At 71.1% G+C, this 12,730-nt stretch carries 9 protein-coding genes and 3 pseudogenes; 7 read left to right on the top strand and 5 right to left on the bottom strand.

Annotated features, from left to right (window positions below; all coding sequences use genetic code 11):
• Positions 1–6 precede the first annotated feature (6 nt).
• Positions 7–692: pseudogene (locus tag AC2W7K_RS15935) on the top strand (response regulator transcription factor).
• A complete protein-coding gene (locus AC2W7K_RS15930; protein ID WP_198501043.1) occupies positions 685–1,896 on the top strand; it encodes a sensor histidine kinase in 1,212 nt (403 codons plus the stop codon). The pseudogene AC2W7K_RS15935 and the gene AC2W7K_RS15930 overlap by 8 nt, the downstream one beginning before the upstream one ends.
• Here AC2W7K_RS15930 and AC2W7K_RS15925 read toward each other — a convergent pair.
• Together AC2W7K_RS15925 and AC2W7K_RS15920 are read right to left on the bottom strand one after the other, a co-directional pair.
• Positions 1,833–2,666 (bottom strand): sulfurtransferase, encoded by an 834-nt coding sequence (locus AC2W7K_RS15925; protein WP_198499380.1) that lies wholly within the window; start codon positions 2,664–2,666, stop codon positions 1,833–1,835. The genes AC2W7K_RS15930 and AC2W7K_RS15925 overlap by 64 nt on opposite strands.
• Positions 2,667–2,727: 61 nt before the next feature.
• The gene (locus AC2W7K_RS15920; protein ID WP_486006388.1) at positions 2,728–3,633 is read right to left on the bottom strand and encodes a THUMP-like domain-containing protein; all 906 of its coding nucleotides are present in this window, start codon (positions 3,631–3,633) and stop codon (positions 2,728–2,730) included.
• A 448-nt stretch (positions 3,634–4,081) separates the two neighbouring features.
• Here AC2W7K_RS15920 and rsmA point away from each other — a divergent pair.
• The 3 genes and pseudogenes from rsmA (at position 4,082) to AC2W7K_RS15905 (ending at position 6,672) form a co-directional block, all read left to right on the top strand.
• Positions 4,082–4,994 (top strand): annotated as a pseudogene (gene rsmA, locus AC2W7K_RS15915) (16S rRNA (adenine(1518)-N(6)/adenine(1519)-N(6))-dimethyltransferase RsmA).
• The gene (locus AC2W7K_RS15910; protein ID WP_198499377.1) at positions 4,991–5,941 is read left to right on the top strand and encodes a 4-(cytidine 5'-diphospho)-2-C-methyl-D-erythritol kinase; all 951 of its coding nucleotides are present in this window, start codon (positions 4,991–4,993) and stop codon (positions 5,939–5,941) included. Before rsmA ends, AC2W7K_RS15910 begins: the two are co-directional and overlap by 4 nt.
• Positions 5,941–6,672 (top strand): FadR/GntR family transcriptional regulator, encoded by a 732-nt coding sequence (locus AC2W7K_RS15905; RefSeq protein WP_198499376.1) that lies wholly within the window; start codon positions 5,941–5,943, stop codon positions 6,670–6,672. Before AC2W7K_RS15910 ends, AC2W7K_RS15905 begins: the two co-directional genes overlap by 1 nt.
• 66 nt (positions 6,673–6,738) lie before the next feature.
• Here the strand turns inward: AC2W7K_RS15905 and AC2W7K_RS15900 are convergent, their stop codons facing one another.
• Both AC2W7K_RS15900 and AC2W7K_RS15895 read right to left on the bottom strand, forming a co-directional pair.
• The gene (locus tag AC2W7K_RS15900) at positions 6,739–8,142 is read right to left on the bottom strand and encodes a GntP family permease (RefSeq protein WP_198499375.1); all 1,404 of its coding nucleotides are present in this window, start codon (positions 8,140–8,142) and stop codon (positions 6,739–6,741) included.
• Complete coding sequence (locus AC2W7K_RS15895; RefSeq protein WP_198499374.1) at positions 8,139–8,696, bottom strand: gluconokinase; 558 nt, start codon at positions 8,694–8,696, stop codon at positions 8,139–8,141. The genes AC2W7K_RS15900 and AC2W7K_RS15895 overlap by 4 nt, the downstream gene beginning before the upstream one ends.
• 123 nt (positions 8,697–8,819) lie before the next feature.
• Between AC2W7K_RS15895 and gndA the strand changes: the two are divergent.
• Both gndA and AC2W7K_RS15885 read left to right on the top strand, forming a co-directional pair.
• Positions 8,820–10,284 (top strand): annotated as a pseudogene (gene gndA / locus AC2W7K_RS15890) (NADP-dependent phosphogluconate dehydrogenase).
• 44 nt (positions 10,285–10,328) lie between these two features.
• Entirely contained in the window at positions 10,329–11,642 is a 1,314-nt protein-coding gene (locus AC2W7K_RS15885) for a pyridoxal-phosphate-dependent aminotransferase family protein (RefSeq protein ID WP_486006387.1), read from the top strand.
• Here the strand turns inward: AC2W7K_RS15885 and AC2W7K_RS15880 are convergent.
• Positions 11,581–12,630: a homocysteine S-methyltransferase family protein gene (locus tag AC2W7K_RS15880; RefSeq protein WP_198499371.1), complete on the bottom strand. Its 1,050-nt coding sequence runs from the start codon at positions 12,628–12,630 to the stop codon at positions 11,581–11,583. The two genes, AC2W7K_RS15885 and AC2W7K_RS15880, sit on opposite strands and share 62 nt — an antisense overlap.
• Positions 12,631–12,730: the final 100 nt, after the last annotated feature.

The raw sequence follows: 12,730 nt of genomic DNA, 5'->3' as shown, positions 1-12,730 counted from the left end.
ATCCCTATGCGCGTACTGATCGTCGAGGACGAACCCGAGATGGCCGAGGCCGTCCGCAGCGGACTCCGCCTGGAGGCCATCGCCGCCGACATCGCCGGCGACGGTGACCAGGCGCTCGAGATGCTCGCGGTCAACGACTACGACATCGCCGTGCTCGACCGTGACATCCCCGGACCCTCCGGCGACGAGGTGGCCCGCCAGATCGTCGCCGCCGGCACCGGCATGCCGATCCTCATGCTCACCGCCGCCGACCGCCTCGACGACAAGACGACGGGGTTCGCCCTCGGCGCCGACGACTACCTGACGAAGCCCTTCGAGCTCGCCGAGCTCGTGCTGCGTCTGCGCTCCCTCGACCGGCGCCGTCCCAGCACCGCGCACCGGTGCTCGAGGTCGCGGGTCTTCGCCTCGACCCGTTCCGCCGGGAGATCTACCGAGACGGCCGGTATGTCGCACTCACCCGCAAGCAGTTCGCGGTGCTCGAGGTGCTCATGCGCGCCGACGGGGGAGTCGTCAGCGCCGAGGAGCTGCTCGAGAAGGCCTGGGACGAGAACGCCGACCCCTTCACCAATGCCGTGCGGATCACGGTCTCGGCTCTGCGCAAGCGCCTCGGCGAGCCCTGGCTCATCGCGACGGTGCCCGGTGTCGGCTATCGCATCGCGGACCCGAGCGCCGAGGCGGCCGACCGTGGCTGAGCCGCGGCCCCGCGGACTGAGCGTCCGGTGGCAGCTGACGCTCAGCTACGCCGGGTTCCTCATCGTCGCCGGCATCCTCCTGCTCGCCGTCGTCTGGATCTTCCTCCTGCGCTATGTCCCCAACGTGCCGATCAGCGCCCCCGACGGCTTCGTCCCCAATCGCTCCGATCTGCAGCGGGCGTTCTTCCCCGCCGCGGCGGCGACCTTGGGGTTCCTCCTCGTCGTCGGGCTGGCCGGGGGATGGTTCCTCGCCGGCCGCATGCTCACCCCGCTGGAGAGGATCACCCGGGCGGCCCGGGCGGTGTCCGCCGGCGAGTTCTCCCACCGCATCCGGATGAGCGGGCGCCAGGACGAGATCCGGGAGCTCGCCGACGTCTTCGATGCGATGCTCACCCGGGTCGAGGCCCATGTCGCCGAGCAGCAGCGCTTCGCCGCGAACGCCTCCCATGAGCTGCGGACCCCGCTGGCCATCACGCAGGCGGTCCTCGATGTCGCACAGCGCGAGCCCGACCGCGAGCACAGCGCGGATCTCGCTCAGCTGCGCGCGGTCAACGACCGTGCGATCGCGCTCACCGAGGCGCTCCTCCTGCTCAGCCGCGCCGGCAATGAGATCCGCGACGTCGAGCCGGTCGACCTCTCCCTCCTCGCCGAGGATGCCGTGGAGACCCTGCTGCCGTTCGCCGAATCGCGGGGGATCGACGTCGAATTCGACACTCAGCCGGCCACAGCGCTGGGGTCGCCGGTGCTGCTGTCCCAGGTGGTGACGAACCTCGTCCACAACGCCATCGTCCACAACCTCCCGGCCGGCGGCTCGCTGCGCGTGCGCACCGGCCGGCAGCCGGCACCGGGCGGCATCGGCCCGTGGGCGTGGGTGAGCGTCGAGAACACCGGAGCGGTCATCAGCCCCGAAGCGGTTGCGACCCTCACCGAACCGTTCCAGCGCGGCGGCAGGCGCACCCGCGACAGCAGCCACGCAGGGGTCGGCCTCGGCCTCGCGATCGTCGCGCGCATCATCGCCACTCATCACGGCAGTCTCACCCTCACCCCGCTGGCCGGCGGGGGACTCCGCGTCGACGTCGGTCTGCCCGCAGCCCACCAGCCGGTTCAGGGGCGGAGCATAGCGGACCGCGGCACGGATGCTCAGCTGCCTGTGGCGATCCCGCGACCCGGGTCGGACGACCAGCCGGACCAGCTCGCCGAATAGAGGCTCGAGCCGACCCCGAGGGTCGCGAGCACCATCGCGTTGTGGCACGCGGTGACCCCGGACCCGCAGTAGACGGCGACCGACTCCTCGAGGGCGCCGAGGTCGCCGAAGCGCTCGCGGAGGTCGACCTCGGAGAGGATGTAGCCGTCGGCGGTGTTCTCCGTCGCCGGGGCGTTCCGCGCTCCGGGAATGTGGCCGGCGACCGCGTCGAGGGGTTCGGTCTCCCCGCGGAAGCGCTCGGGGGCGCGGGCGTCGAGGAGCACCCCGTCCCAGGACTCGGCGGTGTCGGCGTCGATGACGGGCATCGACCCGGGAGTGATGACGACGGTGGAGGGGTCGACGGCAGCGGCCTCACCGAATTCGAGGTCGCCGCCGGCGGAGACCCAAGCGTCGATCCCACCGTCGAGGACACGGGCGTGCAGTCCCGCCCAGCGCAGCAGCCACCAGGCTCTCGCCGCGCCGAGTCCGGAGTTGTCGTCATAGACGACGACCTCGGTCTCCGGGGTGATGCCCCAGGTCCGGACCGTGGTCTGGAACTGTTCGGGACTCGGCAGGGGATGGCGCCCGGCGCGCGGATCGGTCTGACCGTGATCGGCGAGGTCGGTGTCGAGGTCGACGTAGAGCGCGTGCGGCAGGTGACCGCGTGCGAAGTCGTCCCGGCCATCGGGTTTGAGCTGGGTCCAGCGGACGTCGAGCAGCCTCGGCGGGGTCCGGCCCATCGCCTGGGTGAGGAGCTCTTGCGCGGTGATGAGGACATCGGTTCGGGTCATCGGATCTCCTTGGCTCGGGTCGATCTCCTGCGATCGCCTCCGCTGCTGACTCTACGTCCCCTCAGGACTCCGTGGCAGTCCCGGGTGCCGTGAACGGCTGGGTGAGGAGGACGACGTGCTTGTCGCCGAGGCGGGTGAAGACGAGGGTGGCGCGCTCGCCCTTCGGCAGCTTGAGCTGGCGTCGCACCTGGTCGGGGACGATGTCGGCGCCGCGCTTCTTGATGACGACGGAGCCGATGCCGCGGGCGATGAGCTCCTTGCGCAGGCTCGGGATCTTCGCCGGGAGGACATCGACGATCTCGTACGCGGTGACCCCGGCCGCGGCCGGCCCGGTCGGGGCGACATCGGTTGTGAGGTAGGCGATCGACGGGTTGAGCCGGCGCGCCTGCAGGGGACCGGTGAGCGCCGTGACGAGCCCCGCGCGGACGATCGCGCCGTCGGGTTCGAGGAGATACGCGCCGAGGCGGCCGATGCCGTCCTCGTCGGTCGCCGGCACATCGTCCTCGTGGACGAGGAGGGTGCGCTCGCCCATGACGAGTGCGCTGCGTCCGGGGCGCTGCCGGGCCGCTCCGAAGTAGAGGCACACCTCGACGACGTCGCCGTCGTGGGAGACCCACTGGGCCTCGGCTGACGCGGGAATGAGGTCATGGTCGAGGGCGGGGCCCAGCTTGACCCCGGCCGCATGGGCCTTCGCCGCGCGGTCGACGACCCAGGTCAGCGACGGGGAGAACTCGTCGGGGTCGGCGATGCGCGCGGTCGCCCCGCGGGCGTTCGCGCGACCGACGCGGCGGCGAGCCGGATCGAACCATAGGGCGTCGGCGCCGTCGATCTCGGCGTCCTCGGCCAGCCCGTGAGCGACCTCGGCACCGGGCAGGTGCCGGAGGTTGAAGGCGGCGACTCGCGGCGGTGACCTCGTCGGCGTCGACGGCGCGGACCTCGGCGCCGAGGCCGGCGAACGCGAACGCATCGACGCCGATCCCGCAGCCGAGGTCGGCGATGCGGACGGGGGCGTCGGAGCCGTCGGCTCGTCCGGCGGCGAGCAACCGCTGCGCGTGGTGGGCGGCGACGGGCAGGCGGGTGGCCTGGGCGAGGCCGTCACGGGTGAAGAGCATCTCCGCGGCGTAGGGGCCGAGCTTGCCGACGGCCTCCGTGCGCAGCTGCGCCTGCGTGAGCAGGGCCGCGGTCACCTCGGCGGAGAACCCCTCCTTGCGCAGCGCCGCTGAACGGGCGAGGTCGCCTGTGGGCAGATCATCGATCCGGTCGAGACGGTCGAGGACGGAGACGTCGAGGAGTTCGGCCAGAGTCGTGCGATCCATGGGGGCCAGCCTAACGTTTCCGGGTCACCCGCAGGTCACGGGGGATCACGGGCGCCGTCACGGTGAGGTCTGCCGAGACCGTGAGGTAGGTTGTTGGGTGTGACGTTACTGACCGCACGCGACATCCGCGACATCGCCGCTGACATCGGTCTGCGCCCGACGAAGCAGAAGGGGCAGAACTTCGTCATCGACCCCAACACCGTGCGCTCGATCGTCGCGACAGCCGACCTCGCCGGGGCGCAGAACGTCGTCGAGATCGGTCCCGGACTCGGGTCGCTCACCCTCGGCCTGCTCGAGGCCGGTCATGCCGTCACCGCCGTCGAGATCGACGAGGTGCTCGCCGCCCGCCTGCCCGCAACGATCGCGGAGTTCGCGCCGGAGGCCGTCGACCGGTTCGATCTCGTCGGCGCCGACGCACTCAAGGTCACCGAGCTGCCGCAGGCCCCGGACGCGCTCGTGGCGAACCTGCCCTACAACGTCGCCGTGCCCGTCCTCCTCCGTTTCCTCGAGATCTTCCCGAGCCTGAGGACCGTCCTCGTCATGGTCCAGCTCGAGGTCGCCGAGCGCCTCGCCGCGGGGCCCGGCTCGCGGACGTACGGCGTGCCGAGCGTCAAGGCCCAGTGGTACGGCGAGGTCGGACTGGCCGGGCGGATCGGCAAGAACGTCTTCTGGCCGGCCCCGAACATCGACTCGGGACTTGTCCGCATCGACGTCACCCGCAGCGAGAGGGACCCCGCCGAGCGCACACGCCTCTTCTCCCTCGTCGACGCCGCGTTCGCGCAGCGCCGCAAGACCCTGCGCGCGGCCCTCGCGACGTGGGCCGGCAGCCCGGCACGCGCCGAGGAGGTCCTCCGCGCCGCCGACATCGACCCGCGCACCCGGGGGGGAGGCGCTCGGCGTCGCCGACTTCGCACGCCTCGCCGCCGCCGAGGCCCGACTCGCCGCCGATGACAGTCGTCCGGCAGCGGAACCGAGCCCGGACGCCGACCCGGAGGGCGGTCGCTCCGCATGACCGAGCAGCTGTCCCCGCGCCCCGGCGCCCCGACCCCGGTGAGAGTGCGCGCACCGGGGAAGATCAACGTCCACCTCGGCGTCGGCGGAGTCGGCGAGGACGGCTACCACGAGCTCGCGACGGTCTTCCAGGCCCTCGACCTCACCGAGACGCTCACCCTCATCCCCGGCGGGACGGGGGCGATCATCGTCCAGGGGCGCTACGCCGATGACACCGTGCCGCGCGGGGAGGCGAACCTCGCCCGCCGTGCCGTCGACCTCCTCATCAGCACCTTCGAGGCCGAACGGAACGTCGATGCGCTGCGCGGGCTCGACATCGTCATCGACAAGCAGGTGCCCGTCTCCGGGGGGATGGGCGGGGGCTCCGCCGATGCCGCAGCGGCACTGACCGGTGCCGCGCACCTCATCGGGGGAGTCGAGACCGAAGTGCTCGCCGACCTCGCCGTCGACATCGGCGCCGACGTCCCGTTCCTCCTGCGCGGGGGCACGGCGATCGGCCACGGCCGCGGGGAGAAGCTCAGCCCCGTCCTCACCCGCGGGACCTTCCACTGGGTGATGGCCACCTCGGCGGGGCAGCTCTCGACGCCTGCGGTCTACGGCCGCTTTGACGAACTCACCCCCGACCCGGCTCCGGCCGAGGTCCCGCCGGAGGTGCTCAAGGCGCTCGCCGCCGGTGACGTCGACGCGCTCGCGGCCGCCGCCGGCAACGACCTCACCGAGGCGGCCGTGTCCTTCCGGCCGGAACTCGCCGAGGTGCTCGAGGCCGGACGCGAGGCCGGCGCGGTCCTGCCCCTGCTCAGCGGCTCGGGACCGACGATCGGGTTCCTCGCCCGCGACGCCCACCACGCCCTCGACCTCGCCGTTCTCCTCCAGGCCACGCGGGGAGTCAAGGAAGCGCTGCGGACGACGGGTCCCGCGGCGGGCGCCCACGTGGTGCCGAGCGGCTGATGGCCGCCGATGCGAACCCGCCGCCGCGGGAGAACCTCCACGGTCAGGTCGTCGAGGCGATCGGACGCGACATCGTCTCCGAGGCGCTGCCCCCGGGCGTCGTCGTCAAGGCCGAGGAGCTGCGCGCCCGCTACGACGTCTCGCTCTCGGTCATCCGGGAGGCCGTGCGCGTCCTCGAGTCCCTCGGGATGGTTCGACCGGTGCGCCGGCTCGGTCTCGTCATCCTCGCGATGTCGGAGTGGACGATCCTCGATCCGCTCGTCGTCCGCTGGCGGATGGCGGTCCGTCCCGCTCGTCAGCTGCGGTCCCTGACCGAGCTGCGGGTGGCGATCGAGCCCGAGGCCGCGGGTCTCGCGGCGACCTATGCCGACGCCGAGGCGGCTGAGGAGATCATGCGCCTGGCCGCGCGGATGAGGGCGGCCGGGCGGACCGGTGACGTGAGCGCCTTCCTCGATGCCGATGCCGCGTTCCACCGCGCTGTCCTGCGCGCCGGCGGCAACGAGCTCTTCGCGTCGTTCGACACCGTCGTCGCCGAGATCCTCGCCGGTCGCACCGCGGAGGGGCTGCAGCCGCAGTTCCCCCATCCCGATGCGCTCCAGTGGCACTTCGACGTCGCCGATGCGATCGGCGGTGAGGAGCCGGATCGGGCCCGGCAGGCGATGGCGAAGATCGTCGCGAAGGCCTACGACGAGATGTCCTCGGTCTGGGACGGCGAGCCCCGGCGGACGTGAGAGGCCCGCGTCTCACAAGGCGCTGAGGCCCGCGCGCCTCTCAGAACGCGGGAAGTCCCGCGCGCCTCAGAACGCGCTGACGACGGCGTAGAGGATGAGGCTGAAGGCGAAGCCGACGACGCCGAGGAGCGCCTGCCCGACCGTCCACGTCTTCAGCGTCGTCTTCGTGTCCATGCCGAAGAACCGTGAGACGAGCCAGAAGCCCGAGTCGTTGACGTGGCTGGCGAAGACGGAGCCCGCGGCGAGGGCGAGGACGATCGCGACGACCTGGAGGCTCGAGAAGTCCGGATTGCCGACGACGATCGGCTGGACGAGCGCGGCGGCCGTCGTCAGCGCCACGGTCGCCGATCCCTGGGCGACGCGGACGATGGCGGCGATGAGGAAGCCGGCGACGATGACCGGCAAGCCGAGCGCGGCGAGGGAGTCGGCGATCGAGTCGCCGATGCCGCTGGCCCGCAGCACCCCGCCGAACATGCCGCCGGCCCCGGTGATGAGGACGATCGAGCACACCGGTCCGAGTGCGGAGTCGACGATCGAGTCGACGAGCGAGCGGCTCTTGTTCTTCCGCCACCCGAGCAGCCACATCGCCGCGAGCACGGTGATGAGCAGCGCGATCGGCGTCTCGCCGAGCATCCGCAGGCTCGTCACCAGGGTGGATTCGCCGTCGACCCAGCCTGCCTCGGCGGCGAAGCCGAGTCCGGTGTTGAAGAAGATAAGGATGAGGGGGAGGACGAGGAGGGTGATGACGGTGGTCAGGCTCGGTGTCGACTTGAAGCTCGCATACTCGTCGTCGCCGCCGGCGGAGAGGATCGTCGGCACGGGAACGTCGAAGCGCCGGCCGATGAAGAGACCGAAGAGGTACCCGCACAGGTACCACGCGGGGATCGCGATGAGGATGCCGCAGATGAGGACGAGACCGACATTGGCGCCGAGGAGGCCGGAGGCGGCGACGGGACCCGGGTGCGGGGGCACGAAGATGTGCATCGCGGAGAACGCCATCGCCGCGGGCATCGCGTAGAGGAGCAGCGACCCGCCGAGGCGGCGCGCGACGGTGAAGATGATCGGGAGCATGACGACGAGGCCGGCGTCGAAGAAGATCGGGAACCCGAAGAGCAGGGACGTCACCCCGAGCGCGAGCGGGGCGCGCTTCTCACCGAAGGCCTTGATGAGACGGTCGGTGAGCACCTCTGCGCCGCCGGAGAGCTCGAGGAGGCGCCCGAGCATCGCGCCGAGGCCGACGAGGAGGGCGACGCTGGCCAGGGTCGAGCCGAACCCGTCGTAGAGCACGGTGACGAGGTCACCGGGGGTGATGCCGGCCGCGAGTGCCGTCAGCACGCTGACGACGACGAGGGCGACGAACGCGTGGAGCCGGAGCTTGATGATGAGCAGCAGCAGGAGGGCGATCGCCGCGGCGGCAAGGCCGAGCAGCGCGGGCGCCGGCAGCGTCCACGCGAGTTCGATGTCGGTCATTGATCCTCTTCCTCGAGGCGGGTGCGGCGGTGGAGGGCGATGCGGGAGAGTTCGGCGGGCAGGAGATCGAGGATCGTCTGCCGCACCTCGGGCAGGCTCTGCTCGATCGAGACGACCATGTGCGCCTCGTCGGGCTCGAGGGCCTCGAGGGTGGACAGCTGCGAGTCGAGCAGCGTCGGCGACATGAACTCGTGGGCGCGCCGGGCCAGGTGGTCGGCGATGACGGCGCGGGGACCGTCGAGGTGGATGAAGAATGTCGCCGGGGCATCGATGCGCAGGCGGTCACGGTAGCGGCGCTTGAGCGCCGAGCAGGCGATGAGCGGGGCGGGGAGGCGGCTGAGCTCGGTGGCGATCGCGGCGAGCCACGGCATCCGGTCGGTGTCGGTGAGCGGAATGCCGGCGGCCATCTTCGCCTTGTTCGCCGGGGTGTGCAGGTCATCGCCGTCGATGAACGTCACCCCGAGAGCCTCGGCGACCTGCTGGCCGACGACGGTCTTGCCCGTCCCCGACACTCCCATGATGACGAGTGGTGGAAGGGTCTGTCCCAGGTCCATAAGAATCTCTCGAAAACATATGATGATATTGATATGCTCTGCAGAATAAATCAGAGTTATTGAACCGTATTTCTTCTGCGGAAGACTGTCAACAACGTGACCCTGCAACGAAGAGGACTGCTGATGAACGCCGATGTCGCTGTGATCGGGACCGGAGTGATGGGGTCGAACCTCGCTCGCAACCTCGCCGGGCAGGAGGGTCTGCGCGTCGCGCTCTACGACCTCGACGTCGACCGCGCGCGGGCGGTGGCCGCGAACCACCCGGAGGCCGAGTTCCTCGTCGCGACCTCTCCCGCCGAGCTCGCCGGGATGCTGCAGGCGCCCCGCGTCGCGATCCTCATGGTCAATGCCGGGGCGGCGACGGACGCCGCGATCGGCAGCATCGCCGAGGTGTTCGCCCCCGGCGACATCATCGTCGACGGCGGCAACTCCCACTTCACCGACACGATCGCCCGCGGGCGGCGGTTGGCCGAGACGGGCATCGAGTTCGTCGGCGTCGGGATCTCCGGCGGTGAGGTCGGCGCGCTCGAGGGGCCCTCGCTCATGGTCGGCGGCTCCGACGCCGCCTGGGAGCGCCTGCGTCCCCTCCTCACGCCGATCGCCGCCCGTGCCGAGGTGCCGGGGTCGGTCGAGCCGGTCCCGTGCGTGGCCCACATCGGCACGGACGGCGCCGGTCATTTCGTCAAGATGGTCCACAACGGCATCGAGTACGCCGACATGCAGCTCATCGCCGAGGCGTGCACGATCCTCCGCGACGGGCTCGGGCTCACCCCCGCCGAGATCTCCGCGGTGCTCACCGAGTGGAACGCGGGCGAACTCGAGTCCTACCTCATCGAGGTCACCGCCGAGGTCTTCGCCCACACCGATGCCGCGACGGGGCGTCCCTTCGTCGACATCGTCGCCGATGCCGCCGGTGCCAAGGGGACCGGGGCGTGGACGGCGCAGTCGGGTCTCGACCTCGGGGTTCCCGTGCCGACGATCGCCGAGGCGGTCTTCGCGCGGTCGCTGTCCCAGGCGGCGGATCTGCGCGCCCAGGGGGAGGCCCTCGGCGGACCGGCCCCGGCGGACACGGCATCGGCGGACACGGCCCCTGCCGACCGCCTCGGCGAGGCGATCGAGACGGTCCGCCGGGCGCTGTACATGGGCAAGATCCTCGCGTACGTCCAGGGCTTCGACGAGATCGCCGCGGCGCCGCGAGCACGGCTGGGACATCAGCCTCGGCGAGCTCGCGTCGATCTGGCGGGCCGGGTGCATCATCCGCGCGCGACTGCTCAACCGGATCGTCGCCGCCTACGACGCGCAGCCGGATCTCAGCAGCCTGCTCGCCGCCGATGATGTCCGGCAGTCGCTTGAGGCCGACCAGGCCGCTCTGCGCTCGACCGTCGGCGACGCGGTCGCGGCGGGGATCGCGGTCCCGGCGCTCGCCTCGGCGCTGGCCTACGTCGACGGCCTCCGCACGCCCCGGTCCTCGGCGGCGATCATCCAGGCCCAGCGGGACTTCTTCGGCTCGCACACGTACGGGCGGGTCGACCGTCCCGGGGTCTTCCACACGCTGTGGTCGGGCGACCGCAGCGAAGTCGAGGTCTGAGCCGCCGGTGGCCCCGGCGCGGGGAACGTGGCACTGTGGGATCTATGACTCAGCCACATGATGCGCCGCAGCCCCACGATCCGACCCTGCCCCACGACGACGTCGATCCCGGCGGTCTGCTCGAGTACTCGGTCGTCTTCACCGACCGTTCGCTCAACCACATGTCGGCGCGCTTCGTCTCCGTCATGCAGGACGTCAACCGCATCCTGCGGACCGCCTTCGACGCGCAGAGTGCGGCCATCGTCCCCGGTGGCGGGTCCTATGCGATGGAATCGGTGGCCCGGCAGATCGCGACGGGAAAGAAGTGCCTGATCATCCGCAACGGGCTCTTCTCGTTCCGGTGGTCGCAGATCCTCGACGCCGGAGCGATCGCGAGCGAGACCGTCGTCCTCCCGGCTCAGCCGGACTCCGACGATGTCCGGGCCGCGTGGTCGCCTGCCCCCATCGCCGAGGTGGTCGCCGCCATCGAGCGCGAACGCCCGGCCGTCGTGTTCGCTCCCCACGTCGAGACGGCCTCGGGGATGCTCCTGCCCGACGAGTACATCCGGGCCGTCGCCGATGCCGTCCACTCCGTCGGGGGAGTCTTCGTCCTCGACTGCATCGCCTCGGGTGCGGTGTGGGTGTCGATGGCCGAGCTCGGCGTCGACGTCCTCATCAGCGCCCCGCAGAAGGGGTGGAGCGGGTCGCCGTGCGCGGGCTACGTCATGCTCGGGGAGGCCGGTCGGGCCGCGGTCGAGGCCGGCACCTCGACGAGCTTCGCGATGGACCTGAAGAAGTGGCTGTTCATCGCCGACGAGTACGAGGCCGGGCGCGCACCGTACCACGCGACGATGCCGACGGATGCGCTCGCCCACAACGCCGCTCTCATGCGCGAGACCGAGGAGCGCGGCTTCGACAAGCTCGAGACGGCGCAGTTCGAACTCGGCGAGCGGGTGCGAGCGGTCTTCGCCGCCCGCGGTCTGCCCTCGGTGGCGGCCCCGGGTTCCAGGCGCCGAGCGTGGTCGTCGTCCACACGACCAACCCTCAGCTGGCCAACGGCGCGGCGTTCAAGGAGGTCGGACTCCAGGTCGCGGCGGGTGTGCCGCTGCACGCCGGGGAGCCGGAGGGCTTCACGACGTTCCGCATCGGGCTCTTCGGGCTCGACAAGCTCGGTGACATCGACGGCACCGTCGCCCGCCTCGAAGCCGCCCTCGACCGGATCGACGTCACCGGAAAGTAAAGCGGCGGCCGGCGGCATCGGCCGCCGACCGCTTCACACGCTGCTGCACCCGAGGCGCTGGTCCGCCCGAGGCGCTCCTACGCCCGGTCGCCGAGGGCGACGACGTTGTCGGCGAGGCGCTCGTTCGTGCCGTACATGAAGTGGTTGCTCATGTTCTCCGAGAACCGGCTCGCCTCCGTCGTCAGGCCGACCGCCTCGGCGACCTCGCGGATGTGCATCGGGGTCGCCCCGCAGCACACGCCGAGGTAGTTGACGCCGAGCTCGTGCGCTTCCTTCGCGAAGGCACCGATCTCGTAGCGGTTGGTCTGCAGCGGATCGAGCGCGGTGGGGAAGGTCCGGCCGTGCGGGGACGGCACCGCGGCGTGGGGGTCGGAGAGGTTGAAGAAGGTCGGCTCCTCCTCGGTCGTCCGGTAGGGGATCGGCAGGGCGCCGACGTGACACGAGACGGCCGCGCGGATCTCTTTGAGCCACGGCAGCATCGTCGCCGGTCCGCGGAAGCAGTTGAGGCCGACGACGTCGACGCCGAGCTGCTCGAGGCGCTGGGCGGTCTCGACGATCCCGGCCCCGTCGGCCATCTCCTGGAACGCCATCGGCGCGAGGGTGAGGACGACGGGCAGGCCGCTGGCCTTCGCGATCTCGGCGGCGGCGATGGCCTCACCGGCGAAGTAGAAGGTCTCACCGATGATGAGGTCGGCGCCTTCCTCGACGGCCCAGCCGACCATCTCGGAGAACATCGCGCGGACCTCGTCCTGCTTCGCGGGGTCGGCGGGATCCCAGATGTTCGAGTTCGAGATGTTGCCGGCCATGAAGTTGCCGGGCTTGGCGTCGGCGACGGAGCGCGCGATCTGCAGGGCCGAGCGGTTGAGAGGCTCGAGGAGGTCCTCCTTGCCGATGACCCGCATCTTCTCGCGGTGTCCGTTGTACGTGAAGGCCTCGACGATGTCGGAGCCGGCCCGCTGGAAGTCGACGTGGAGGCTGCGCAGCGCCTCGGGGAACTCGAGCGCGACCTCGGGCACGAATTCTCCCGCGGAGAGGTAACCGCGCTTCTCGAGTTCGAAGAGGAAGCCTTCCGCGCAGATCACGGGACCGGCGTCGAGGCGCTCGGTGAGGGCGTTGGACTGTGACATGAGTTCTCCCGGTAGAGCTGAGATCGTCGGGCCCGATGACCGAGCTCCGTCGCATTGAGGACTCAGCCAGCTCATCACAGGCAGCGTCGCTGTCCGCCGT

Source organism: Brevibacterium sp. LAARM2_SD2 (assembly GCF_057364785.1).
Note: the sequence above shows the minus strand (reverse complement) of the source record. Positions and strands in the feature narration are given on the sequence as shown.